The organism is Streptomyces lydicus (assembly GCF_001729485.1).
In the GTDB taxonomy this organism is placed as follows: Bacteria; Actinomycetota; Actinomycetes; order Streptomycetales; family Streptomycetaceae; genus Streptomyces; species Streptomyces lydicus_D.
The window spans coordinates 6,814,182-6,837,347 of record NZ_CP017157.1; the positions used below are offsets into that span (position 1 = coordinate 6,814,182).

Below are 23,166 nucleotides of genomic sequence, written 5' to 3' on the forward strand. Positions count from 1 at the left end.
CGTCGGTCCACGTCCCGCCACCCCGGAACGGTCAGTGCGTGTTCCGCCTGTTCCGGGCCCGCCGGCGCAGGCCGTGCAGGCCGCCGGCCGCCATGGCACGCACGGGGAGTTCGGGCAGCTCCCGGGGTGGCCGGCCGGTGGAGGCGGGCACCGCGCGTCCGTAGCGCTTCGCCAGAGGGGCGGAGGTCAGTCCGTGCGCGAGGACGCTGAGGAGCACGGTGACGCCGACCACCGGCACCAGGTTCCGCCGGTCGGGGCCGGACAGTTCCTCGGTCGCCAGCAGACCGAAGATGACCGAGGCCAGGCCACGGGGGCCGAACCAGCCCACGAAGAGGACCGACCGGATGTCCAGACCGCTGCCGATCAGTGACAGCGCCACCGGCACCATCCGGACGACGGTCAGGCTCAGCACCGCGTAGAGCACGGCCTGCCAGGTGAGGACGTCGAACGCCGCCGGCAGCAGCACCGCCCCGAAGACCAGCCACACCACCACCGAGAGCAGCGAGGCGGACTGCTCGACGTAGAGCAGGACGCGCGGCGGGGCGCCGTGCGCGCTGCCGAACGCCAGGCCCGCGAGGAAGGCGGCGACGAAGCCGTTGCCGCCGAGCGCGAGGGCGGAGGTGTAGCCGAGGAGCGCCAGGGCCAGCACCCCGGCCCCGGCGAAGTCCTCCGTCGCCCAGCCGGCGCGCAGCGCGGCCCGCAGCAGCAGGCCGGCCACCAGTCCGAGCGCCACGCCGTACGCCGCGCCGATGAGGAGCTCCACCAGGGCCTGCCCGGAGGCGCCCGGCCCGGCCGTCCCCTCGGCGGCGGTGACACCGGCCAGGGCGAGCACGACGAACGGCGTGACGATGCCGTCGTTCAGGCCGCTCTCCACATTGATCAGCCGGCGGATCCGCGCCGGCACGTCGGGGTTCACCATCATCGTGGCGCCGAGCGCGGCATCCGTCGGCGCGAGCGCGGCGCCGACGTACAGCGCGCCCCACCCCGACACCCCGGGCAGCAGGACGGCCGCGAGGAGCGAGCCGAGTGCCACGCACAGCGGCAGCCCGACGCCCAGCAGCCGTACGCAGAGGCCGAGTTCGGGCCGCAGGGCCCGGAAGGAGAGCCGCGCGGCATCGGTGAAGAGGACCCAGACCAGGGTGATCTCCGCGAGCGCGGTGACCGTCTCGTGCGGCAGGGCGAGGTGCAGGACACCGATGCCCTCGGCCAGCAGCAGGCCCGTCAGGACGAACGCGACCGGCGCGGTGAGTGCGTAGCGCTCCATCCGCCGCGCGCACAGGCACCAGACGAACAACAGCAGCAGAACGAGGGAAAAGGTGCCGTCCACGGAGTCTCCAGGGCTTGGCCGCGCTGCCGTCCGGCAGCCCACTCTCGGCCATCCGCGGACCGTACGGGCGCTCCCGGGAGGCCCGGGCACCGCCTTTCACACGGTTGGTCGACGGGCCCGCGGCCGCCGCCCCGGCCTGACGCATGATCATCCCGCGCTGGTACCAGAGAGGTTGGTGGGGCAGACTGGGGGCGGAGCCCGTCAGCGGGGGCGGGCCGCTCGGGGGAGTGCACACGATGAACCGCCTGATGTCCCTGCTGCTGACCGCGGGGTACACCATGGGCCAGGCGGTGTTCCTGTTCGCCTGCCACCAGGTGCGGCTGCGCGCCGCCGGCGGCGGCCCCGGCCTCGTCCTCCACGACGCCCGGCTGTTCGGGCTGGATCTCGACGGCTTCTCGGTACACGACACCGGCCAGGCCCAGGAGTGGGTCCCCCAGTTCGTCTTCCTCGTCCTGTGCTCCGTGCTGACGTACGCGGTGCTCAGGTCCGCGCCGGCGGACGGCCGGCCCCGGCTGCGGACGGTGCTGGCGCTGCTGGGCGCCACACTGCTGGCCGCGGGGATCGCGGAACCGATCGGTCCGGCGCTGGACCCGCGCTCGCCCCTGGTGCTGCCCACCGCCGACGAGTGGGTGGGCAGGGCGCAGGTGGCCGGGGTGACGGCGCTGCCCGAGCAGTACGCGCTGTGGTCGTGCTGGCTGCTGATGCCGTCCTGGGCGGCGGCGTGGCTGCTCCGGCGGTGGGCACCCGTGCGGATGCTGCTGGGGACGGCGGACGGCGTGGCCGGCGGGGAGGCGGCGCCGGCGGCGGTGTCCACGGTGGGCCGGCGCCGGGACGTGGTGTGCGCCGGGCTGATCCCGATGGTGCTGCTGGCCGTCGCCGGCGGGGCGGTCCTGCGGCACACGAACGTCCGGCATCTCGACCAGTCCGCCACGATCACCTTCGCCCCCGAACTCTGGCTCCCCTACCACCCGCCGGCCCTCGTCGAGCGGTGGAGCGGCGTCCTGTACCCGGCGCTGCGGATGCGCCCCCTCGACACGGAGGGGACCGCCGGGTGGCTGGCGACCCTCGTGGTCTGCCTGGTCTTCCTCGCGGTGCTGGCGGCCGGGCTGTACGCGGTGGTCCGGCGGGCCGCGGGCCGGCACCCGGTACGCCTCTTCATGAACTGCTGGTACGCGACCGTGCTCGCCGCCGCCGCGGCCGCCCTCGTCGACAGCGGCCTGCTGCAGCGGGCCGCGCCGCGCGTGGGGGCGGGGACGACGGGCCTCGTCCGCCCCTTCGAGGTGGCCCTGGGCGACGCCGTCCGCTTCGGCGCCGTGTGGGGGTGGGCGACGGGGGCCTGCTGCCTGGGCGCGGCCTGGGTGTTGACGCGGCGGGGAGCCCGTACGCGGCCGAGGGTGCAAGAGGAGCAACTGAGCCATGCCGAGTAACCGACCGCGGGTCCGCACGTCCGGGGCGCTGACGCGCAAGAGCGTCCGCCGGGGCCGTGAGCGTCCGGCGCCGGCGGATGCCCCGGACCGGCTGCGGCATGTCAAGAGGCCCGCCGCCTGGCTGGCCGGCATCGTGCTGGCGGTGGCGGCGGTGACCTTCCAGGACGTACTGGGCAGCACGGTGAAGGCGATCCTGCCGCTGGACCGGCTGCCGGACCGGCTCTCGCCACGGGACGCGATCGACGTCGTCGAGGTCAAGGACGTCAAGGACACCGGCCGGTACGTGGTCCGCGGGGGCGCGGGCAAGGGCTTCGACAAGACCCTCCGGTCCGACTTCGCCCGGCAGCACACGGCGGACGTCGTCGACGCCGGGGAGTCGGAGTGGATGATCACCCTCCAGGGCCGGGCCGCCCAGCAGGTCCGGATCACCGACATCGTGCCGCAGCTGGTGGGCGGGAAGTGCACGTCGCCGCTCCGCGGGGACCTGGTGCTCGCCCCGGGGCAGGGCGTGACGGACGTGATCCCGCTGGAGGTCGCCATCGACGCCCCGGTGCCCCGGCTCACGGCGTCCCGCAAGGGCGCCGAGAAGGGCGCACCGTACTTCACCGGCCCGCAGGCCAAGCAGATCACGCTGAACCAGAACGAGAGCGAGTCGTTCCTCGTCCGGGCCACGTCCGGGCGGGGCCACTGCCTGTGGCGCTACCGCGTCGAGTACCAGGTCGGCGGCAGCACCGCGGCGATGACGCTCAGCCGCGAGGGCGGCAAGCCGTTCGAGCTGACCGGTGAGCTGTCCGACGCGGGCGGCTACGGGACCGTCTACTTCCCGTCGTTCACCTGTCTCTCCCCGTCGGGGCAGGCCGCCCCCGCCGGCCGGTGGTACCGGCAGACCGGCGCGGACTACGCCCGGGCCAGGAGCAGGAGCAAGGACCGCCCCGCACCCTGTCCGAAGGGCTGAGCGCGGGCCCGGCCGGCCGCGACCGGGTCAGGTCGTCACCGGCAGCGGGGCGTCGTGCCGCACCAGCCAGGCCCGGTACGCCTCGCTCGCCCAGGCGATCTCCATGTACGAGGAGGTCAGGTCGGCGAAGAGGTCGTCGGGGGCGGCGGCCGGGGTGCCGTCCTGGCGGCAGGCCATGAAGAGCCGGACGGCCAGCGGATCGCCGTGCAGCGGGCGGATGGCCATGCCGTGCCGGGAGCGGGCGGTGGGCTGGCAGGGGGTGACCACCTCGCCGGCCGTGACCAGGTCCACCGCGGTGAGGTAGTCGCCGTGCACGACCCGGGGGTTGATGCCGGCCGCGGTCCAGATCCGGCGCAGCCCGGCCCATTCGCCGTCCACGGTCGGGTCGACCATCCACTGGTCCTCGGCGAGGTCGGCGACCCGGACGATCTCCTCGGCGGCCGCCGGGTGGCTGTCCGACAGAGCGATGAACTGCGGCTCCCTCGCCAGGAGTTCGTGGGCGACCAGGCCGTCGGGGACGCGCAGCGGCGCACCCTCGACCTCGTGCACGAACGCCGCGTCGAGCTGTCCCGTGGCGACCATGTGCAGCAGGGCGTTGGCGGACACATCGGTCCGTATCGTGGTGTCCGTCTCCGGCAGGCGCACCCGCAGCCGGCGCAGCCAGCCGGCGACCGCGGGGCTGTTGGTGCTGCCGATGTGCAGCCGGGCGCCCTGTTCGCGGTGCGAGGCGGAGGCCACCTCGTCGAGCAGGGCCCGCATCTCGGCCACTATGGGGCGGGCCCGGCACAGCACCGAGTGCCCCAGCGGCGTCGGCCGGCTGCCGGTCGGCTCGCGGAAGAAGAGCTGGCCACCGAGCGCCTTTTCGATGCGGTGGAGCTGGGTCGTCAGGGAAGGCTGCGTCATGCCGAGCTGCCGGGCCGCCTTGCGTACGCTGCCGGAGTCCGCGATGGCGCACAATGCGCGAAGATGCCGTACCTCGAGCTCCACAACGGGAGCATAACGAGCACGGCATCCGTCACACCAGCCTCTCAAACCCGCCGGAACTCGCCTTTTTCGCAGGGGTATTGGCTGGTGCTATCGCCACCTAACATCTCCGTCCTCCGGGTGAACTCCGTCCAGACTCAACGGCACCAAGAAATCCGCAGGGCCCCGGTCGCCGCCCCACACGGCGACCGTACGGCCCTCGGAAATTAAGGAGCCCCCCACATGAGATCTCCTAAGACGGCGCTGTCGGCGGCGCTCGGTCTGGGCCTTGTCGCCGCGCTCGCAGCCGCGGCCCCGGTTTCGGCAGCTTCCCCCTCCTCCGGCAACTCCGCGCACAGCACGCCCGCTTCGATAGCGGCCTACAACGGCTCGGCGGCCGAGAAGGCCGACACCAAGGCGTTCTTCGAGGCCGTGATGAAGTCGGCGCGGGCCAAGATGAAGGCCGATCCGCACGCCGCCTCGGTCACCATCACCTACGACGCCAGTGCGGCACCGTCGTTCAAGAGCCAGATAGCCGAGAGCACGTCGATCTGGAACAGCGCCGTGAAGAACGTGCAGCTGAAGGAAGGCAGCGGCGGCGACTTCCAGTACAAGGAGGGCGACGACCCGCGGGGTTCGTACGCCAGCACCGACGGTCACGGCAAGGGCTTCGTCTTCCTGGACCACAAGCAGAACCAGGAGTACAACTCGACCCGCGTCACCGCGCACGAGACCGGCCACGTGCTGGGCCTGCCGGACCACTACGAGGGTCCGTGCAGCGAGCTGATGTCCGGCGGCGGCCCCGGCACGTCCTGCCAGAACACCCAGCCGGACGCGAACGAGCGCGCCAAGGTGGACCAGCTCTGGGCCAACGGCCTGAAGGCCGTCCACTTCGGCAAGGTGGCGTGAAGCCTGCCGCCTCACGAGTTCGGCGGTGGCCCACGGTCCGGACCGGCCTGACCCCGGTCCGGACCCGGTGGGCCTGGGGCTGACGAGCACCGGAACCTGGCGGCCGGCCCTCGTATCCCCACCAGCCCTCGCATTCCCTGCGCCGCCCGTGCGGTGGGGTCCTCTCCGGGCCCCACCGCTTTCGTGTGCGCTCCCGCGGCAGCGCCGGCTCAGCCCCAGAGCGCCTGGCCGGCGGCGACTCCGGCGAACGCGGCCGCGAGCCCGGCCAGCACGCTCCCGGCGACGTTCGCCACCGCGTAGCCCCGGGCGCCGTCCGCCGCCAGCCGGAGCGTCTCGTAGGAGAAGGTCGAGTACGTCGACAGCGCCCCGCACAGGCCGGTCCCGAGCAGCAGTTGGAGCTGCGAGGACGCGGCCCCGGCGGTCACCGCGCCGGTCAGCAGGCCGAGGATCAGCGACCCGCCGGCGTTGACCGCGAACGTCCCCCAGGGGAACACGGTGTCGTGCCGGGACTGCACATAGCGGTCGGTGAGGAAGCGCAGCGGCGCCCCGACCACGGCACCGGCCACCACCAGCAGCCAGTTCACCCGCGTCCGCCCTCGCCCCCGCCCGGACGGCCGGCGTCCGGGCCGCCGGCGCCCGGGGCCCGGTGGGCGATCATCTCGCACCGGTCGAGCGTCACCAGGCCGCCGCCCGCGAGGAGTTCGTCGAGCTGCGGCAGGAAGCCCCGGACCCGCTCCTCGGCGTCGACGACGACGATCGCCACCGGCAGCTCCTCGCTCAGCGACAGCAACCGCTGGGTGTGGACGACCGAGCCGGCGCCGAAGCCCTCGATGCCGCGGAAGACGCTGGCGCCGGCGAGGCCGGCCGCGCGGGCGCGGTGCACGATCTCGGCGTACAGGGGGCGGTGGTGCCACCCGTCCTGTTCGCCGACCAGGACCGTGAGCCGCAGCGCGGGGACGCCGCCGGGCGCGGGTACGTCGGATGTCATGCGGTCCGCCGCCTCAGTTCGAGAAGTGCACGGGTCGTGGCCACCGCGCCCCACACGGCCGCGAGCGCGACCAGCAGGGTGCCCGCGAGGTACGCGACGGCGAGCAGCGGCTGCCGGTGGCCGGCCAGCCGCTGGATGTCGACCGCGTAGGTGGAGAAGGTGGTGAAGCCGCCGAGGATGCCGGTGCCGAGGAAGGGGCGCAGCAGCCGGTGCGGTGCGCCGGCCTCGGTGATCAGCGCCATCAGGACGCCCATCAGCGCGCAGCCGACGGCGTTGACGGCCAGGGTCGTCCAGGGGAAGGCGGCGGGGGCCGTCGGCCACAGGAGCGAGGCGCCGTAACGGGCCGTCGCGCCGATCGCGCCGCCCACGGACACCGCGCCGATCACCGGCCACTGGCCCTGCCAGGGCGCGGGGCGGCGGGCTCGCTGTTCCATAGGTCTCCCGAGATCATCGGCGCCCTCAGGCTATCCCTGGCGGTTTGACACCGCCAAACATGGGATGTTCCCATCACCGGTGGAATCAAGAGGAGGAGACCGTGCCGCTGCGCAGCACCGCCCGGACCAACCTGGTGGACCTGGTCATCGAGCAGATGGAGAGCCTGATCGCCGACGGCGAGTGGGAGGTGGGGACGAAGATCCCTGCCGAACCGGTGCTCGTGGAGCGGCTCTCGGTGGGCCGCAACACCGTCCGCGAGGCGGTCCGCGCCCTGGTGCACACCGGGCTGCTGGAGCCGCGCCAGGGCGACGGCACCTATGTCCGCGCCCGCAGCGGCTTCGGTGCCGCCGTGCAGCGCAGGCTGCGGCGGGCCGGTGACCTGGAGACGTTCGAGGTACGCGCCTCACTGGAGCGGGACGCCGCGCGCCATGCCGCGCTGCGCCGCACCGACGAGGACCTCGCCGCGCTGCGCGCCGCGCTGGCCGAGCGCGCCCGCGCCTGGCGGAGCGGCGACCTGACCGCCTTCGTCGACGCGGACCTGCACTTCCACCGCACCATCGCCGCCGCGGCCCACAACAGCGTGCTCGCCGAGCTGTACGCGCACCTCAGCGACGCCCTGCGCGCCACGCTCCGGTCCGTCATCGGCGCCCCCGTCCCCGACTCCGTGCGCAACCAGTACGAGGCGCACGAGGCCATCGTCGACGCCATCGAGGCGCGGGACGCGGACGCCGCCGAGCGGGCGGCGCTGGCGCATCTGGCCGAGGGCATGGCGGCGCTGCGCGCCGGCGCCGAGGACGGCGACGCACCGGACTGCCCGACGGGAGCCCAGGAGTGACACCGGACCGGACCCCGACCCGCGCGGCGCACGCCCCGGTGGTGGCCGCCGCCGCGCCGCCGGCCACCGGCACCGGAGGGCGCCGCGCCCTGTACGCCGGCGCCGGCGTCGTCCTGCTGGCGCTGAACCTGCGCCCCGCGCTGGTCGCGGTCTCCCCGCTCGCCGGCACCATCCGCGCCGACAGCGGGATGTCGGCCGCCGCGACGAGCCTGCTCACCGCGCTGCCGCTGCTCTGCTTCGGCCTGCTGGCGCCCCTCGCGCCGCGGCTGGGCCGGCGCTTCGGCACGGAGCGGTCCCTGCTCGGCACGATGGCGCTGATCTGCCTGGGTACCGCGCTGCGGATGCTGGACGCGGTCGGGGCGCTGTTCGCCGGGACGGTCGTGATCGGCGCGGGGATAGCCGTCGCCAACGTCCTGCTGCCCGGCCTGATCAAGCGGGACTTCCCCGCCAGGGCCGGGCTGATGACCGGCCTGTACTCCATGTCGCTGTTCGGCGGCGCCGCCCTCGCGGCCGGCGTCACGGTGCCCGTGCAGCAGGCCACCGGCCTCGACTGGCGGTCCACGCTGGCCTGCTGGGGCGGGCTCGCGGTGCTGGCGCTGCTCTTCTGGCTGCCGCGGACCGGCCGTCGTACGCGGGTGGCGCGGGCCGCCGCCCAGGAGGCGGCGCACCCGGTGCGCGGGCTGTGGCGCGACCCGCTGGCCTGGCAGGTCACCGGCTACATGGGCCTGCAGTCGCTGAGTTACTACGCGGCCGCCGCCTGGCTGCCGACGATGCTCACCGACGCCGGGATGAGCGCCGGCGACGCGGGCTGGATGCTGTCCTTCTCCTCACTGCTGGGCATCGCCGGCTCGTTCCTCGCCCCGGTCGTCGTCGGGCGGCGGCTGCGGGCCGGGGTGCTGGCCGCCGTCGGGGCGCTGCTGTGCGCGGCCGCCCTGACCGGCGTCCTGCTCGCACCGGCCGAGGGCGCGTACCTGTGGATGGTGCTGCTCGGCCTCGGCCAGGGGGCGGCGATCAGCCTGGCGCTGCTGTTCATCGTCCAGCGCGCCCCGGACGCCCGGCACACCGCGCAGCTCTCCAGCATGGCCCAGTGCTTCGGTTACGTCCTCGCCGCCACCGGCCCGGCCGTGCTGGGTGCGGTGCACGACGCCTCGGGCAGCTGGGCGGTGCCGCTGGCCGTGCTGCTGGCGCTGCTGCTCCCCCAGGTCGCGGCCGGGTGGGGCGCGGCGCGGCCGCGGCACGTCACGGGCCGGTAGCAGGCCGCGGGTCGCCGCGGGCCGGGCGGGAGTGGCGGGCCCCCTAGAGCCAGCCGTTCCGCTTGAAGCCGCGGTGGATCACCCAGCAGGCGACCACGGTCAGCACCATCACCAGCGGATAGCCGAAGGTCCAGTGCTTCTCCGGCATGTACTCGAAGTTCATGCCGTACACGCCGCAGACCATGGTCGGCACGGCCAGGATCGCTACCCAGGCGCTGATCCTGCGCATGTCCTCGTTCTGCGCGACGGTGACCTGCGCGAGGTGGGCCTGGAGTATGGAGTTGAGCAGTTCGTCGAAGGCGGTGATCTGCTCGGTGACCCGGTCGAGGTGGTCGGCGACGTCCCGGAAGTACGTCTTGATCCGGGGGTCGACCTGCCGCATCGGCTGCGTCGCCAGCTCCTGCATCGGCCGGTCCAGCGGGGCGACCGCCCGCTTCAGTTCGAGCAGTTCCCGCTTGAGCTGGTAGATCCGGCCGGCCCCGCCGCTGCCGCGTACCGAGAAGACCTCGCTCTCGACGTCGTCGATGTCGTCCTGGACGGCGGCCGTGACGTCCAGATAGTCGTCCACGACGAGGTCGGCGATGGCGTGCAACACGGCGGACGGGCCGAGCGCCAGCTGCTCGGGCTCGCACTCCAGCTGCTCCCGCAGCGGGCCCAGCGAGCCGTGCCCGCCGTGCCGGACGGTGATCACGAAGTCGGTGCCGGTGAAGACCATGATCTCGCCGGTCTCGACGACCTCGCTGCTGTCGGTCAGCTGGTCGTGCTCGACGTAGCGGACGGTCTTGAAGACCGTGAACAGCGAGCCGTCGTACGTCTCCAGCTTGGGCCGCTGATGGGCGTGCACGGCGTCCTCGACGGCGAGCGGATGCAGCCCGAACAACTCGACGATTCCGGAGAACTCCTTCTCCGACGGCTCGTGCAGCCCGATCCAGACGAAACCCCGGCCCGCCTCGCGGACCCGGCGTATCGCCACATCGGCCGGGTGGTTGCCGTCCTGCCGCACGCCGTCCACGTAGACAGCGCAGTTCACCACGGCGGTGCCGAGCGGCGAACGCGCCGGGTGGCTGAGGTCGACCCCCCGGGTGCGCGGCTGCGGCAGCCGGACGGCCTTACGGAGGTTACTGATCACCGACACCCGGCCAGTATGGCTGCTGCCCGGCCGTGAGGGGTATGCGGCAGGGGCGGTTTTTCCGTAGCCGGCTCTCCGCGGCGGCTTCCGGCGGGCCGCTCCGTGCGCGGCCCGCCCGCCCGTGCGCGCGCGGCCGTCAGCCCACCGGGGCCGGCTGCCGCTCCGCCGGCGCCCGGTCCGCCCCGCCCTGCGGCACCGCGCCGTCCGCCGCCGCATGCGGCGTACGCGCCCGGCGCGGCAGCAGGAACAGCAGGCCGAGGACCAGGGCCAGGCCGGCCGCGACCCACCACAGCGCGTGGACCGTGGCGTCGACGAACGAGGCCCCCACGGCGGCGCCCGGCCGGCCCGGGTCGCCGGCCACGCCGAAGAAGGCCACCGACGACAGCCCCAGGCCGAGCGCCATGCCCAGCTGACCGGTGGTGTTGAAGATCCCGGAGGCCGAGCCGGAGTGCTCGGCTGGTACGTCGGAGATCGCCGCGTCGGTGAGCGGGGCGACGATCAGCCCCATGCCGGCCCCCAGCAGCACCATCGCCGGCACCATCTGGAGGGACGTCAGGGCGGTGCCCTGCCGCCCGGCCTGCCAGAGGTAGAGCAGCGCACCGGCCAGCATGATCAGCGCGCCCGCCTGCAGCACCTTCCGGCCGAAGCGCGGCACCAGCTTCTGCACCGACATCCCGGCCGCGGTCGAGCAGGCCAGCGAGAACGGCACCCCGGTCAGTCCGGCGTGCAGCGGGCCCCAGCCCAGGCCCAGCTGCATGTGGAGCGTCCAGATCAGGAAGAACAGGCCGCTGACCGCGCCGAACGTCAGCTGCACGGCGGCCCCCGCCGCGAAGGTCCGGACCCGGAAGAGGGAGAGCTCGACCAGCGGCGAGCCGTCCTTGCGGGCCTTGGCCCGCTCGTGGCGCACGAAGAGCGCGAGGACCACCGGGCTCAGGGCCATCGAGACGAAGCCCCACAGCGGCCAGCCGGACTCCCGGCCCTGGGTGAGCGGGTAGAGCAGCATCAGCAGGCCCGCGGTGGCCAGCGCGGTGCCGACGAGGTCGAGGCGCAGCGCCTCCGGGGACCGGGACTCGGTGAGGAAGCGGCGGCCGAGCAGGATGCCGGCGATCCCGACCGGCAGGTTGATCAGGAAGATCGGGCGCCAGCCGAGGCCGAACAGGTCCCCCTCGGTGAGCAGGGCGCCGATCAGCGGACCGCAGACCGCGCCCAGGCCGATCACCGCGCCGAACATCCCGAAGACCTTGCCGCGCTCGTGCGCCGGGAAGCTGACATGGATGATCGCCAGCACCTGCGGCACCATCAGCGCGGCCATCGCGCCCTGCAGCACCCGCGCACCGACCAGCATCCCCGGCGTCACGGCGAGGCCGCACAGCGCCGAGGCGACGGTGAAACCCGCCATGCCGAGCAGGAAGACCCGCCGGCGGCCGTGGATGTCCCCGAGCCGGCCGCCGGTGATCAGGCCGAGCGCGAAGGCGAGCGCGTAGCCGGCGGTGACCCATTGCAGGGCGCTGAAGGTGGCGCCGGTGTCCTGCTGGATGCGCGGCAGGGCGATGTTGACGATGGTCGCGTCGACCAGGTCCATGAAACTGGCCGTCAGGACGACGGCGAGCGCGATCCAGCGTCTGCGGTCGGCCGCCGCGGGGGCCACGGGGACGGTCGTGGGCATGGCTTCTCTCCAAGGGCTGTGATCGGTGCGACGCCGTCGACGTTAGGTGGGATGTAGGACAGCACCGGTCCTACTGGGAGGGGCATCATCGGCGTCATGAGTGAGACGTCGGCACGACTGCTGAATCTGCTGTCCCTGCTCCAGACCCCCCGCGAATGGCCCGGCAGCGAGCTGGCCGAACGCCTCGGGGTCACCTCTCGCACGATCCGCCGCGACATCGAGCGACTGCGCGACCTGGGGTATCCGGTGCACGCCACGATGGGCGCCGACGGCGGCTACCGGCTGGCGGCGGGCACCGCGATGCCGCCGCTGCTGCTGGACGACGAGGAGGCGGTGGCCATCGCGGTGGGGCTGCGCTCGGCGGCCGGGCACGCCATCGAGGGCATCGAGGAGGCGTCCGTACGGGCGCTGGCCAAGCTGGAACAGGTGCTGCCGGCCCGGCTGCGGCGGCGGGTGGGCACCCTCGGCACGGCCACCGTCCCGCTGCCGGCCGGCGACGGGCCGACCGTCGACCCGGAACATCTGACGGTGCTCGCCGCGGCCATCGCCAATCACGAACGGCTGCGCTTCCGCTACCGGGCCGGCGCCGGCACCCGCAGCAAACGCCTGGTGGAACCGCACCGGCTGGTGGCGGCGGGCCGCCGCTGGTACCTGGTGGCGTACGACAACGACCGCGAGGACTGGCGGATCTTCCGGGTGGACCGGCTGAGCGAGCCGTACCCCACCGGGGTACGGACCCCGCCGCGCGAGCTGCCGGCGGCCGACGCGGGCCGTTACGTACGGGAGCGGATGCAGGGCACGGCAGCGACCCACCGGGCCGTGGCCACGGTGTACGCCCCGGCCGCCGAGGTGGCCGCCCGGCTGGGCGGACCCGCGGCGGGCGAGGTCGAAGCGCTCGACGAGGCGTCCTGCCGCTGGCACAGCAGGCCCGATTCGCTGGAGTGGCTGGCCGTGCGGCTGACCCTGCTGGGGCACGAGTTCACGGTGCACGAGCCGGCCGGGCTGACCGCGTACCTGCGGGCGCTGGGCGGGCGGGCGAGCCGGGCGGCGGACCGGAGCGCGCCCGGCGGACCGGCCGCGGACACGGGACCCACGCCGTGACGGAATACCCCTAGGGGGTATATGGTTCTCTCCAGGGAACGCGCACTCGCACCACGCACTGGCAGCATGAGTCGCAGTACACCGAGGAGCACTGATGACCACCGCGATCGGCGAACACGGCATCGAGCTGGAGATCGGCGGGATGACCTGCGCCTCGTGCGCCGCCCGTATCGAGAAGAAGCTCAACCGCATGGAGGGCGTCACCGCCACCGTCAACTACGCCACCGAGAAGGCGCAGGTGGCGGTCGCGGCCGGCAGCGGCGTACGGACGGCGGACCTGATCGCCACCGTCGAGAAGACCGGCTACACCGCCGGCGTGCCCGAGCCGCCGGCGCCCGCACCGGTCGCCGGGGAGGCCCCCGGCGACGCGGCCGGCGACACCCTGGCCCCGCTCCGGCAGCGCCTGTTGATCTCCGTGGCCCTGTCCGTGCCGGTGATCCTGCTGTCGATGGTGCCCCCGCTCCAGTTCACCTACTGGCAGTGGCTGTCGCTGACCCTGGCCGCCCCGGTGGTCGCGTACGGGGCCTGGCCGTTCCACAAGGCCGCCTGGACGAACCTCCGGCACGGCGCCGCCACGATGGACACCCTGATCTCGATGGGCACCCTGGCGGCGCTCGGCTGGTCGGTGTGGGCCCTGTTCCTCGGCCACGCGGGCATGCCGGGAATGACCCACCCGTTCGAGCTGACCATCGGCCGCACCGACGGCAGCAGCGCCATCTACCTGGAGGCCGCGGCCGGCGTCACCACGTTCGTCCTGGCCGGCCGGTACTTCGAGGCGCGCGCCAAGCGCAGGGCCGGCGCGGCCCTGCGGGCGCTGATGGAGCTGGGGGCCAAGGACGTCGCCGTGCTGCGGGACGGCCGGGAAATCCGGGTGCCCACCGGCGAACTGCGCGTCGGCGACCGGTTCGTGGTGCGCCCCGGGGAGAAGATCGCCACCGACGGCACGGTGGTGGAGGGCTCCTCCGCCGTGGACGCCTCGATGCTCACCGGCGAGTCCGTCCCGGTGGAGGTCTCCCCCGGCGACGGCGTCACCGGTGCCACTGTCAACGCGGGCGGCCGGCTGGTCGTCGAGGCCACCCGGGTCGGCGCGGACACCCAGCTCGCCCGTATGGCGCGGCTGGTCGAGGAGGCGCAGAACGGGAAGGCCGCGGCGCAGCGGCTCGCCGACCGGATCTCCGCGGTCTTCGTCCCGGTCGTGATCGCACTCGCCCTCGGCACGCTCGGCTACTGGCTCCTCACCGGCGCCGGCGCGGTGGCCGCCTTCACCGCGGCCGTCGCCGTACTGATCATCGCCTGCCCGTGCGCGCTGGGGCTGGCCACCCCCACCGCCCTGATGGTGGGCACCGGCCGGGGCGCCCAGCTCGGCATCCTGCTCAAGGGGCCCGAGGTGCTGGAGTCGACCCGCAGGGTCGACACCGTCGTCCTGGACAAGACCGGCACGGTCACCACCGGTGTGATGACGCTGACCGAGGTGCACGTCGCCGACGGCGAGGAGGAGGCGCAGGTGCTGCGGCTGGCCGGCGCGCTGGAGCACGCCTCCGAGCACCCGGTCGCCCGCGCCGTCGCCGAGGGCGCCGCCTCCCGTACCGGCGCCGCGCTGCCCACCCCCGAGGACTTCGCGAACGTTCCCGGCCTCGGCGTCCAGGGAGTGGTCGAGGGCCACGCCGTCCTGGTGGGCCGCGAGAAGCTGCTGAACGACTGGAGCCAGTCGCTCCCGTCCGGGCTGGCGGCCGCCAAGGCCGCGGCGGAGGCCGAGGGAAGGACGGCGGTGACGGTCGGCTGGGACGGCGCGGCGCGCGCGGTGCTGGTCGTCTCCGACGCGGTCAAGCCCACCAGCGCCGAGGCGGTGCGCCGGCTGCGTGCGCTGGGCCTGACGCCGGTGCTGCTGACCGGCGACAACAAGGCCGTCGCGGAGGCGGTCGCCGCCGAGGTCGGCATCGACGAGGTGATCGCCGAGGTGCTCCCCGAGGACAAGGTCGCCGTCGTCGAACGGCTGCAGGCCGAGGGCCGCTCGGTCGCCATGGTCGGAGACGGGGTCAACGACGCGGCCGCGCTGGCCCGCGCCGACCTGGGCCTGGCGATGGGCACCGGCACCGACGCCGCCATCGAGGCCGGTGACCTCACCCTGGTACGGGGCGACCTGCGCGCCGCGGCGGACGCCATCCGGCTGGCCCGGGCCACCCTCGGCACCATCCGGGGCAACCTGTTCTGGGCCTTCGGCTACAACGTGGCCGCGCTGCCGCTGGCCGCCGCCGGGCTGCTCAACCCGATGATCGCCGGTGCCGCCATGGCCTTCTCCTCGGTCTTCGTCGTCGGCAACAGCCTGCGGCTGCGCCGCTTCAAGCCGCTGGCCCGCACCGAGGCTCGCGGCTGACCCGTACCGACCCGGGTCCCGCCCGCACTGGCGCCTGTCTCCAGTTCTGGAGCCCGAACATTGGCAGATCGCTCACCCGTCGGCCGCGGCCGACGGGTGAGACTGGTGGGGAACCGACGTCCACGTACAGGGGAACTCATGACCGGGTCACGCGTTCTGGCTCTCGGCCATTACCAGCCCTCCGGCGTGCTCACCAACGACGACCTCGCCAAGATCGTCGAGACCGACGACGCGTGGATCCGCAGCCGGGTCGGGATCCGCACCCGGCACATCGCGGCGGCGGACGAGACCGTGGACTCGATGGCGGCGGCCGCCGCCGAGAAGGCCCTCGCCGGCAGCGGCCTCGCCCCGCAGGACATCGACCTGGTGCTGGTCGCCACCTGCACGGCCACCGACCGCAGCCCGAACGCCGCGGCCCGGGTCGCCGCCCGGCTCGGGCTGGACGCGCCCGCCACGATGGACATCAACGTCGTCTGCTCCGGCTTCACCCACGCGCTGGCCACCGCAGACCACGCCATCCGGGCCGGTTCCGCGACGAACGCGCTGGTCATCGGGTCGGAGAAGTTCACCGACGTGACCGACTGGACGGACCGTACGACCTGTGTGCTGGTCGGCGACGGAGCGGGCGCCGCGGTGGTCACCGCCGCGCCGGAGCCGGAGATCGGCCCGGTGCTGTGGGGCTCGGTGCCGCAGATGGGCGGCGCGGTCCGCATCGAGGGCGAACCGGCCCGCTTCGCCCAGGAGGGCCAGACCGTCTACCGCTGGGCGACGACCCGGCTCCCGGACATCGCGCGGCAGGTCTGCGAGCGCTCCGGGATCCAGCCGGCCGACCTCGCGGGGGTGGTGCTCCACCAGGCCAACCTGCGGATCATCGAGCCGGTCGCGCAGCGGCTCGGCGCGGTCAACGCGGTGGTCGCGAAGGACGTCGTCGACTCCGGGAACACCTCCGCCGCGTCCGTGCCGCTCGCCCTGTCCAAGCTGGTCGAACGCCGGGAGATCGGCTCCGGCGACCCCGTGCTGCTGTTCGCCTTCGGCGGCAACCTCTCCTACGCGGGCCAGGTCATCCGCTGCCCGTGAGGCGGGCAGGACCGCGGCCGGGGCGTCCCGCACCCGCCGGACCGCGTCCGATTCGTTCAAGACCGCGGCGCGGCGGGCTGCCTACGCTCGCGCCATGACCACTGCCGCACAGCCCACGCCCCCGCTCCCCCGGTTCGCCGCCATCGGGATGGTCGTCTCCGACATGGCCGCGTCCCTCGCCTTCTACCGCCGCCTCGGCCTCGCCGTCCCCGCCGGGGCGGACACCGCCCCGCACGCCGAGGCGCAGCTGCCCGGCGGCCTGCGCCTGATGTGGGACTCGTACGCCACCGCCCGCGCCGTCGCCCCGGACTGGACGCCTCCGCAGGCCGGCTCCCCCACGGGGCTGGCGTTCGAGTGCGACGGCCCGGCCGGGGTGGACGCCCTCTACGCGGAGCTCACCACGGCCGGCTACACGGGTGAGAAGCCTCCGTGGGACGCGTTCTGGGGCCAGCGCTACGCGGTCGTCCAGGACCCGGACGGCCACGGGGTGGACCTGTTCGCGCCCCTGCCGCAGTGACGGTTTCCCCGGCCGCCGCGGGTCCTCAGTTCGCGGGATGCTCACCCAAGTACAGCACGCCGCATTGGCGGCAGAACGGCTGGGCGCCGGCTTTGCCCCAGGCGTCGGCCGACTGGGTGGCGGCGGCCGGGGCGAGGTCCCGCCCGCACATGGCCGTGGTGGTGCCCACCCGTGTCATGTGCCAGAGCTTGACCGGGGTGTCCTCGTGCGGCAGGACGCCTTCCTCGTACTCAGCGCGAATCTCGTGCTCCATGGGGTGCACCTCCTACCCATACGATGCGCCTGCCGGTAGGGGGCCACAACGCCAGGGCCGCGGGCCGGCCCGGCTCAGAACACCGACCACCCGGTGAGCGTCGTGAAGTGGTCCAGGGCCGCCGCGCCGGCGACGGAGTTGCCGCGGGCGTCGAGGCCGGGGCTCCAGACGCAGAGCGTGCAGCGGCCGGGGATGACGGCGATGATGCCGCCGCCGACACCGCTCTTCGCGGGCAGCCCGACCCGGTAGGCGAACTCCCCGGCCGCGTCGTACGTCCCGCAGGTCAGCATCACCGCGTTGATCCGCTTGGCCTCGCGGGCCTCCAGCAGCCGGCTGCCGTCCGCGCGCAGTCCGTGGCGGGCCAGGAACCCGCCGGCGACGGCCAGGTCGCGGCAGCTCATCTCGATCGAGCACTGCCAGAAGTAGTGCTCGATGACGCTCGGCACGGGGTTCTCCAGGTTGCCGAACGACGCCATGAAGTGCGCGAGGGCGGCGTTGCGGTCGCCGTGCTCGGCCTCGGAGTCGGCCACCGCCTGGTCGAAGGCGAGGTGCGGGTTGCCGCTCTCCTCGCGCAGGAAGTGCAGCATCGAGGTGCTGGCGTCGCCGGTGAGGGTCTGCAGCCGGTCGGTGACCACCAGCGCGCCCGCGTTGATGAACGGATTGCGCGGAATGCCGTTCTCCGCCTCCAGTTGGACCAGGGAGTTGAAGGGCGTACCGGACGGCTCGCGGCCGACCCGCTTCCAGATGTCACCGTCCCCCTGGCTCCCGTGGCTCTGCGCCATCACCAGCGCCAGCGAGAACGCCTTGGAGATCGACTGGACGGAGAACGGCACCTCCCAGTCGCCGACCCCGTACACCGCACCGTGGATGTCGGCCACCGCCATCCCGAACCGGTCCACGGAGACCCGCTCCAGCGCCGGTATGTAGTCGGCGACCCGCCCCTGACGCACGAACGGCCGGGCGTGGGCCGCTACCTCCTCGAGAACGGCCTGGTAGTCCATGACGGACACGCTAACCCGACGTGAGCAGCGCCCCCATCGGGGCCCCCGCCAGCGACTTCACCTCCCGCGCGAGGTGCGCCTGGTCCGCGTATCCGGCGCGCGCCGCGACCTCGGCCCGGGGCACTCCGGAGCGCGCCAGGTCGAGCGCGCGCACCAGCCGCAGCACCCGGGCGAGGGTCTTGGGGCCGTAGCCGAAGACGTCCAGGCTCAGTCGGTGCAGCTGGCGTTCGCTCAGCGCGACGGCCCGGGCCACCTCGGCGACCGGACGGCCGTGGGCAAGTGCCGCGGCGACGGCGGCGGTCCAGCCGTCCGGCGGGCCGGCCTCCCGGAGGCGGGCCGCGGCGGTCCGCTCCAGGACCCGGGCGACGGCGCCCGGCGTGCCGGCCGCGGCCGCCCGCTCCGCCACCTCCCGCACCCGGTCGGCGGGCCACAGGTCGGCCAACGGCACGCGCCGGTCGCGGAGTTCACGGGCCGGCACGCCGAAGACGGCCGGGCCCTGGCCCGGCGCGAACCGCAGCCCGGTCCAACGGGTGCCGGGCGGTACGCCGTCGGGGTGGTGCGGCCCGGTGTCCGGCCCCGCCACCAGCAGCCGCCCCGCGCTCCAGATCAGGTCCGTGCAGCCGTCGGGCAGCACCGGCCGCACCGGCGCGGCCCGCGTCGTACGGGTCCACACCACCGCCCCGGCCACCCCCGACGGCCGTTCCCGGTACCGGCCGCTCGCCTCGGCCCCGGTGGCCGGCTCCCCCACCCCGCCCCCGGCGGATACGCCGGGTGGCCCACCCGTCTCGCACACCTCACGCACATCCCCCAGCCTGGCACGGGAACCCCTCGGCCGTCCGCGCCGTTGATCCCTTACGACACGGAGCGCACGGAGGTGGCACATGTCAGGGTTTCTCGACCGCGCCAAGGAGCAGGCCCGTCAGGGGCTCGAAGCGGGCAAGCAGAAGGTCGACGAGGTGCAGCAGACGCGGCACGGCAGCGATCTGCTGAAGAAGCTCGGCGCCGCGTACTTCGCCGAGCGCCGCGGCAGCGGCTCGCCCGAGGCGACCCAGGACGCGCTCAACACGCTGGAGGCCCATGTCAACGCCCACGGCGACGCCTTCCTGAAGGGCTGACGGGGAGCGTCTTCCGGGGGGACCGGTTTCCGCAGGACCGAGGGGCTCCGGCCGGCCGGAGCCCCCGGCCCGCGGCCGCCACCGCACCGCGCTCCCGGGCGGCCGAAACCACTCGTACAGGCCCCGAACGACCGATCCTTTTTTCGCCGTTCCCCTCCGCACGGCCCGGACCGTCGCGTACAAGCGAGACAGGAGGCGGTGCGCGGCCGGCGTCCGCCGCAGGCATCGGAGTGGGTCATGTCCGTACCGCTGTCCGCCGATCGGTTCCTCGCCGCGCTCACGTCCGAAGGGCTGCGGGTCGTGGAGCTCGACGGCTGGAAGACGCACAACCGCAACAGCAAGGGGCCGTGGGGCCCGGTCCACGGAGTCGTGGTGCACCACACCGGCACCTCGGGCGCCGAGGACACCGTACGGCTCTGCCACGACGGCCGGCCGGACCTGCCGGGCCCGCTGTGCCACGGGGTGATCACCAAGGACGGCCGGGTGCACCTGGTGGGCTACGGCCGCGCCAATCACGCGGGCCTGGGTGACGGCGACGTCCTGCGCGCGGTGATCGCCGAGAAGCGGCTGCCGCCGGCCAACGAGGCCGACACCGACGGCAACAGCGTCTTCTACGGCTTCGAGTGCGAGAACCTCGGCGACGGCCACGACCCCTGGCCCGAGGCGCAGCTCGACGCCCTGGTGAAGGCCACGGCGGCGGTCTGCCGCGCGCACGGCTGGGGCGAGCGCTCGGTGATCGGCCACCTGGAGTGGCAGCCCGGCAAGGTCGACCCCCGCGGCTTCACGATGGACGCCCTGCGCGACCGCATCGCCGACCGGCTGAAGTAGCCCGCACCCCACCGGAGCCCCCACGGCGGACCGGCCACCGGCCCGCCGCACACCCGTGCCCGCACGCACACGCGCACGCGACAATGGGACGCGTGACCGGCCCCGCTCCCCTGCCCGACCCCGCCGCCGCCCTGCGGCCGCGGCTGCCCTCGCCTCTGCAGGAGGTCACGGAGGAGCCGTTCGCGCGGCGCGGGGTGCGGCTGCTGCTCAAGCGGGACGATCTGATCCACTCCGCGCTGCCGGGCAACAAGTGGCGCAAGCTGGAGCCGAATCTGCGGGCCGCGGCCGCCGCGGGCGAGCGGACGCTGCTGACCTTCGGCGGCGCCTGGTCCAACCACCTGCGGGCGACCGCCGCGGCCGGCCGGCTGCTCGGCTTCGCCACCATCGGCGTGGTCCGCGGCGACGAGCTGGCCGGTGCCCCGCTCAACGACTCGCTGGCCCGCTGCGCCGCCGACGGGATGCGGCTGCACTTCCTGGACCGGGCCCGCTACCGCCGCAAGACCGACCCGGACCTGCTCGCCGCCCTGCACGACCGCTTCGGCGCCTTCCGGGTCATCCCCGAGGGCGGCAGCAACTCCCTTGCCGCACAAGGGTGCGCGGAGCTGGGCCGGGAACTGCGCGGGGTCGCGGACACCGCCGCGGTGGCCTGCGGCACCGGCGGCACCCTGGCGGGACTCGCCGCCGGACTGGGGGCCGACGGGCAGGCGCTCGGCATCCCGGTCCTCAAGGGCGGCCGGCCGCACTTCCTGCAGGGGGCCGTGGAGGAGCTGCAGCGCGCCGCGTTCGGTGGCCCGCGCGGCACCTGGCGGCTGGACGACCGCTTCCACTGCGGCGGCTATGCCCGGCGCACCCCGGAGCTGGACGCCTTCGCGGACGCCTTCGAGCAGCGGCACGGACTGGCGCTGGAGCGGATCTACGTCGCCAAGCTGCTGTACGGGCTGACCACGCTGGCCGGGGAGGGCGCCTTCCCGCCCGGCAGCACGGTGGCCGCGGTGATCACCGGCGCCCCCTGAGACCGGCCCCGCCGACCGGGGGCCGGCTCCCCCGGCCCACCCGCCCCGGCCCGGCTCGTTCCCGGTCACGACGCGCCCTCCCGGTACGCCGTCGCCTCCTCCAGGTCCAGCCGGCGCAGCAGGGTCCGCATCATCTCGTCGTCGATCTTCCGGTCGTCCCGCAACCGGACGAGGACCCGGCGCTCGGCGTCGATCATCTCCCGGGCCAGCCGCCGGTACGTCGCGTCGGCGGACTCCCCGGTCGCCTCGTTGACCGCGCCCAGCCGCTCCCACACGGAGTTGCGCCGCCGCTCCAGGACCGTGCGCAGCCGGTCGGTGAGCGGGCCGGGCAGCGCGTTGCGCTCGTCGTGGAGCAGTTCGTCCAGCCGTTCCTCGGCGGCCCGGGACGCCTCGCTCTGCGCCTGGGCCTCGGCGAGCGTCTCGGCCTGGGCGTCCCGGCCGGGCAGCCGCAGGGCCCGGATCAGCGGCGGGAGCGTCAGCCCCTGGACGACGAGGGTGGCGATGACGGTGGTGAAGGTCAGGAACAGCACGAGGTTGCGGTCCGGGAAGGGGCCGCCGCCGGCCATCCGGTCGGGGATCGAGAACGCGACGGCCAGCGAGACCACCCCGCGCATCCCGGCCCAGCCGACGATGACCGGTGCCGTCCAGTTCGTATCGGGTTCCCGGGCCCGGATCCGGGCCGACAGCAGCCGCGGCAGGTAGGTCGCGGGGAAGACCCACACGAAGCGCGACACCACCACGACGGCGAACACCACGGCCGCGTACCAGAGGGCCTGGGCGGTGCTGAACTCCCCCAGGCCGCGCACCACCACCCGCAGCTGGAGCCCGATCAGCGCGAAGACCGCGGATTCCAGCAGGAAGGAGATCACCTTCCACACGGCCTCCTCCTGGAGCCGGGTCTCGAAGTCGACCTGCCAGGCGCGGTGCCCCAGGTAGAGGCCGACCACGACGACGGCGAGCACCCCGGAGGCGTGGAACTGTTCGGCCGCCGCGTAGGCGACGAACGGGATGAGCAGCGACAGGGTGTTCTCCAGGAGCGCCGATTCGCGCAGCCGGACGCGCAGCCAGTGCAGCGGCACCATCAGGACGACGCCGATGCCGATGCCTCCCAGCGAGGCGATGGCGAACTCCTTGATCCCGTCGGTCCAGGTGGCCCCCACGCCGATGACGGCCGCCAGCGCCACCTTGTAGGCGGTGATCGCGGTGGCGTCGTTGACCAGCGATTCGCCCTGCAGGATCGTCGTGATCCGGTGCGGCAGCCCGAGCCGGCGGGCGATGGCGGTGGCCGCGACGGCGTCCGGTGGCGCGACGACGGCGCCCAGGACGAGCGCGGCGGGCAGCGGCAGGCCCGGGATGACGAGGTAGGCCGCGTAGCCGACCAGCACCGTCGCGAACAGCACGTACCCCACCGACAGCAGCGCCACCGGCCGCAGGTTGGCCCGCAGGTCCAGGTAGGAGCTGTCCAGGGCCGCGGTGTGCAGCAGAGGGGGCAGCACCAGCGGCAGCACGACGTGCGGATCGAGGGTGTAGTCGGGGATGCCGGGGATGTAGGAGGCGAGGAGGCCGGCCGCGACCAGCATCAGCGGCGCCGGTACGGGTGTCCGCCGCGCCAGCCCGGCGACCGCCGCACTCCCCGCGACCAGCAAAAACAGCGGCATCACAGCCATCGGCCCGTCCCGTCCCCGTTGCCCTCGCCGTCCGTCCCGGCGATCTAACCTGGCCATCATGAGCGAGTGCACCCACGTTGCCGAACTGCCGCGCGCCGAACCGGCGCCGCTGAGCGCCACCTGCCAGGAGTGCCTGGCGGTCGGCAGCCATCCCGTACAGCTGCGGCTGTGCCTGGTCTGTGGCTTCGTCGGCTGCTGTGACTCCTCGCCGTACCGGCACGCCACCGGGCACTACCGGGAGACCGGCCATCCCGTGATGCGGACGTTCGAGCCGGGGTACGCCTGGCGCTGGTGCTTCGTCCACGAGCAGCTGGTGTGAGAGGCGTGAAACAT

At 74.1% G+C, this 23,166-nt stretch carries 24 protein-coding genes; 13 read left to right on the top strand and 11 right to left on the bottom strand.

The features are described 5' to 3' along the window. Positions 1-31: 31 nt before the first annotated feature. Complete coding sequence (locus tag SL103_RS29460; protein ID WP_069572020.1) at positions 32-1,327, bottom strand: cation:proton antiporter; 1,296 nt, start codon at positions 1,325-1,327, stop codon at positions 32-34. A gap of 236 nt (positions 1,328-1,563) precedes the next feature. On the opposite strand from SL103_RS29460, the gene SL103_RS29465 reads away from it, so the two are divergent. Continuing rightward, entirely contained in the window at positions 1,564-2,754 is a 1,191-nt protein-coding gene (locus SL103_RS29465) for a hypothetical protein (protein WP_069572021.1), read from the top strand. Next, a complete protein-coding gene (locus tag SL103_RS29470; RefSeq protein ID WP_069572022.1) occupies positions 2,744-3,709 on the top strand; it encodes a hypothetical protein in 966 nt (321 codons plus the stop codon). Before SL103_RS29465 ends, SL103_RS29470 begins: the two co-directional genes overlap by 11 nt. A gap of 27 nt (positions 3,710-3,736) precedes the next feature. Here SL103_RS29470 and SL103_RS29475 read toward each other — a convergent pair whose 3' ends face one another. Next, complete coding sequence (locus SL103_RS29475; RefSeq protein ID WP_069572023.1) at positions 3,737-4,696, bottom strand: LysR family transcriptional regulator; 960 nt, start codon at positions 4,694-4,696, stop codon at positions 3,737-3,739. A 219-nt stretch (positions 4,697-4,915) separates the two neighbouring features. Here SL103_RS29475 and snpA point away from each other — a divergent pair, with 219 nt between their 5' ends. Continuing rightward, complete coding sequence (gene snpA / locus SL103_RS29480; protein WP_069572024.1) at positions 4,916-5,581, top strand: snapalysin; 666 nt, start codon at positions 4,916-4,918, stop codon at positions 5,579-5,581. Positions 5,582-5,790: 209 nt separating this feature from the next. Here the strand turns inward: snpA and crcB are convergent, their stop codons facing one another. From crcB to SL103_RS29495, 3 genes are read right to left on the bottom strand one after another with little or no spacing between them, the layout of a single operon-like run. Beyond that, positions 5,791-6,165 carry a fluoride efflux transporter CrcB gene (gene crcB / locus SL103_RS29485; RefSeq protein ID WP_069572025.1) on the bottom strand — a complete coding sequence of 125 codons (375 nt, stop codon included), beginning with the start codon at positions 6,163-6,165 and terminating at the stop codon, positions 5,791-5,793. After that, complete coding sequence (locus SL103_RS29490; RefSeq protein WP_069572026.1) at positions 6,162-6,569, bottom strand: DUF190 domain-containing protein; 408 nt, start codon at positions 6,567-6,569, stop codon at positions 6,162-6,164. The genes crcB and SL103_RS29490 overlap by 4 nt, the downstream gene beginning before the upstream one ends. Further along, on the bottom strand, positions 6,566-7,003 hold the full coding sequence (locus SL103_RS29495; RefSeq protein ID WP_069572027.1) for a fluoride efflux transporter FluC: 438 nt from the start codon (positions 7,001-7,003) through the stop codon (positions 6,566-6,568). The genes SL103_RS29490 and SL103_RS29495 overlap by 4 nt, the downstream gene beginning before the upstream one ends. A 101-nt stretch (positions 7,004-7,104) precedes the next feature. On the opposite strand from SL103_RS29495, the gene SL103_RS29500 reads away from it, so the two are divergent. Together SL103_RS29500 and SL103_RS29505 are read left to right on the top strand one after the other, a co-directional pair. Next, entirely contained in the window at positions 7,105-7,839 is a 735-nt protein-coding gene (locus SL103_RS29500; RefSeq protein WP_069572028.1) for a FadR/GntR family transcriptional regulator, read from the top strand. A gap of 38 nt (positions 7,840-7,877) precedes the next feature. Continuing rightward, positions 7,878-9,092, top strand: coding sequence for a CynX/NimT family MFS transporter (locus SL103_RS29505; protein WP_432215409.1), 1,215 nt, complete (start codon positions 7,878-7,880; stop codon positions 9,090-9,092). A 43-nt stretch (positions 9,093-9,135) separates the two neighbouring features. Here SL103_RS29505 and SL103_RS29510 read toward each other — a convergent pair whose 3' ends face one another. Both SL103_RS29510 and SL103_RS29515 read right to left on the bottom strand, forming a co-directional pair. Next, on the bottom strand, positions 9,136-10,221 hold the full coding sequence (locus SL103_RS29510; RefSeq protein WP_069574225.1) for a magnesium and cobalt transport protein CorA: 1,086 nt from the start codon (positions 10,219-10,221) through the stop codon (positions 9,136-9,138). A 136-nt stretch (positions 10,222-10,357) separates the two neighbouring features. Further along, on the bottom strand, positions 10,358-11,887 hold the full coding sequence (locus SL103_RS29515; protein WP_069572030.1) for an MFS transporter: 1,530 nt from the start codon (positions 11,885-11,887) through the stop codon (positions 10,358-10,360). Between the two features lie 96 nt (positions 11,888-11,983). Between SL103_RS29515 and SL103_RS29520 the strand changes: the two genes are divergently transcribed. The 4 genes from SL103_RS29520 (at position 11,984) to SL103_RS29535 (ending at position 16,956) form a co-directional block, all read left to right on the top strand. Beyond that, positions 11,984-12,988, top strand: a complete 1,005-nt coding sequence (locus SL103_RS29520; protein ID WP_069572031.1) for a helix-turn-helix transcriptional regulator — start codon at positions 11,984-11,986, stop codon at positions 12,986-12,988. Between the two features lie 94 nt (positions 12,989-13,082). Continuing rightward, the gene (locus SL103_RS29525) at positions 13,083-15,362 is read left to right on the top strand and encodes a heavy metal translocating P-type ATPase (protein ID WP_079146039.1); all 2,280 of its coding nucleotides are present in this window, start codon (positions 13,083-13,085) and stop codon (positions 15,360-15,362) included. Between the two features lie 138 nt (positions 15,363-15,500). Beyond that, complete coding sequence (locus SL103_RS29530) at positions 15,501-16,439, top strand: beta-ketoacyl-ACP synthase III (RefSeq protein ID WP_069572033.1); 939 nt, start codon at positions 15,501-15,503, stop codon at positions 16,437-16,439. Positions 16,440-16,533: 94 nt separating this feature from the next. Next, positions 16,534-16,956 carry a VOC family protein gene (locus SL103_RS29535; protein WP_069572034.1) on the top strand — a complete coding sequence of 141 codons (423 nt, stop codon included), beginning with the start codon at positions 16,534-16,536 and terminating at the stop codon, positions 16,954-16,956. Between the two features lie 25 nt (positions 16,957-16,981). Here SL103_RS29535 and SL103_RS29540 read toward each other — a convergent pair whose 3' ends face one another. From SL103_RS29540 to SL103_RS29550, 3 genes are all read right to left on the bottom strand, one after another. Further along, a complete protein-coding gene (locus SL103_RS29540; RefSeq protein ID WP_069572035.1) occupies positions 16,982-17,209 on the bottom strand; it encodes a hypothetical protein in 228 nt (75 codons plus the stop codon). Between the two features lie 74 nt (positions 17,210-17,283). Then, on the bottom strand, positions 17,284-18,210 hold the full coding sequence (locus SL103_RS29545) for a glutaminase (RefSeq protein ID WP_069574226.1): 927 nt from the start codon (positions 18,208-18,210) through the stop codon (positions 17,284-17,286). A 10-nt stretch (positions 18,211-18,220) separates the two neighbouring features. Next, positions 18,221-18,958 carry a helix-turn-helix transcriptional regulator gene (locus SL103_RS29550; protein ID WP_069572036.1) on the bottom strand — a complete coding sequence of 246 codons (738 nt, stop codon included), beginning with the start codon at positions 18,956-18,958 and terminating at the stop codon, positions 18,221-18,223. A gap of 133 nt (positions 18,959-19,091) precedes the next feature. Between SL103_RS29550 and SL103_RS29555 the strand changes: the two genes are divergently transcribed. From SL103_RS29555 to SL103_RS29565, 3 genes are all read left to right on the top strand, one after another. Beyond that, on the top strand, positions 19,092-19,325 hold the full coding sequence (locus tag SL103_RS29555) for a hypothetical protein (RefSeq protein ID WP_069572037.1): 234 nt from the start codon (positions 19,092-19,094) through the stop codon (positions 19,323-19,325). A 237-nt stretch (positions 19,326-19,562) separates the two neighbouring features. After that, positions 19,563-20,153 carry an N-acetylmuramoyl-L-alanine amidase gene (locus tag SL103_RS29560; RefSeq protein WP_208869988.1) on the top strand — a complete coding sequence of 197 codons (591 nt, stop codon included), beginning with the start codon at positions 19,563-19,565 and terminating at the stop codon, positions 20,151-20,153. Positions 20,154-20,236: 83 nt separating this feature from the next. Further along, on the top strand, positions 20,237-21,166 hold the full coding sequence (locus SL103_RS29565) for a 1-aminocyclopropane-1-carboxylate deaminase/D-cysteine desulfhydrase (protein ID WP_069572038.1): 930 nt from the start codon (positions 20,237-20,239) through the stop codon (positions 21,164-21,166). 65 nt (positions 21,167-21,231) lie between these two features. On the opposite strand, the gene SL103_RS29570 is transcribed toward SL103_RS29565, so the two are convergent. Next, positions 21,232-22,833 carry a Na+/H+ antiporter gene (locus SL103_RS29570; RefSeq protein ID WP_069572039.1) on the bottom strand — a complete coding sequence of 534 codons (1,602 nt, stop codon included), beginning with the start codon at positions 22,831-22,833 and terminating at the stop codon, positions 21,232-21,234. Positions 22,834-22,891: 58 nt separating this feature from the next. Here SL103_RS29570 and SL103_RS29575 point away from each other — a divergent pair, with 58 nt between their 5' ends. Next, entirely contained in the window at positions 22,892-23,152 is a 261-nt protein-coding gene (locus SL103_RS29575; RefSeq protein WP_069572040.1) for a UBP-type zinc finger domain-containing protein, read from the top strand. Positions 23,153-23,166: the final 14 nt, after the last annotated feature.

Excerpts from the sequence above, each read along its gene's own strand:
- SL103_RS29465 (WP_069572021.1), top strand. The coding sequence starts at position 1,564 with ATGAACCGCCTGATGTCCCTGCTGCTGACCGCGGGGTACACCATGGGC.
- snpA (WP_069572024.1), top strand. The coding sequence starts at position 4,916 with ATGAGATCTCCTAAGACGGCGCTGTCGGCGGCGCTCGGTCTGGGCCTT.
- SL103_RS29575 (WP_069572040.1), top strand. The coding sequence starts at position 22,892 with ATGAGCGAGTGCACCCACGTTGCCGAACTGCCGCGCGCCGAACCGGCG.
- SL103_RS29530 (WP_069572033.1), top strand. The coding sequence starts at position 15,501 with ATGACCGGGTCACGCGTTCTGGCTCTCGGCCATTACCAGCCCTCCGGC.
- SL103_RS29565 (WP_069572038.1), top strand. The coding sequence starts at position 20,237 with ATGGGACGCGTGACCGGCCCCGCTCCCCTGCCCGACCCCGCCGCCGCC.
- SL103_RS29470 (WP_069572022.1), top strand. The coding sequence starts at position 2,744 with ATGCCGAGTAACCGACCGCGGGTCCGCACGTCCGGGGCGCTGACGCGC.
- SL103_RS29545 (WP_069574226.1), bottom strand. The coding sequence starts at position 18,210 with ATGGACTACCAGGCCGTTCTCGAGGAGGTAGCGGCCCACGCCCGGCCG.
- SL103_RS29555 (WP_069572037.1), top strand. The coding sequence starts at position 19,092 with ATGTCAGGGTTTCTCGACCGCGCCAAGGAGCAGGCCCGTCAGGGGCTC.
- SL103_RS29525 (WP_079146039.1), top strand. The coding sequence starts at position 13,083 with ATGACCACCGCGATCGGCGAACACGGCATCGAGCTGGAGATCGGCGGG.
- SL103_RS29515 (WP_069572030.1), bottom strand. The coding sequence starts at position 11,887 with ATGCCCACGACCGTCCCCGTGGCCCCCGCGGCGGCCGACCGCAGACGC.
- SL103_RS29490 (WP_069572026.1), bottom strand. The coding sequence starts at position 6,569 with ATGACATCCGACGTACCCGCGCCCGGCGGCGTCCCCGCGCTGCGGCTC.
- SL103_RS29495 (WP_069572027.1), bottom strand. The coding sequence starts at position 7,003 with ATGGAACAGCGAGCCCGCCGCCCCGCGCCCTGGCAGGGCCAGTGGCCG.
- SL103_RS29535 (WP_069572034.1), top strand. The coding sequence starts at position 16,534 with ATGACCACTGCCGCACAGCCCACGCCCCCGCTCCCCCGGTTCGCCGCC.
- SL103_RS29540 (WP_069572035.1), bottom strand. The coding sequence starts at position 17,209 with ATGGAGCACGAGATTCGCGCTGAGTACGAGGAAGGCGTCCTGCCGCAC.
- SL103_RS29560 (WP_208869988.1), top strand. The coding sequence starts at position 19,563 with ATGTCCGTACCGCTGTCCGCCGATCGGTTCCTCGCCGCGCTCACGTCC.
- SL103_RS29520 (WP_069572031.1), top strand. The coding sequence starts at position 11,984 with ATGAGTGAGACGTCGGCACGACTGCTGAATCTGCTGTCCCTGCTCCAG.
- SL103_RS29570 (WP_069572039.1), bottom strand. The coding sequence starts at position 22,833 with ATGGCTGTGATGCCGCTGTTTTTGCTGGTCGCGGGGAGTGCGGCGGTC.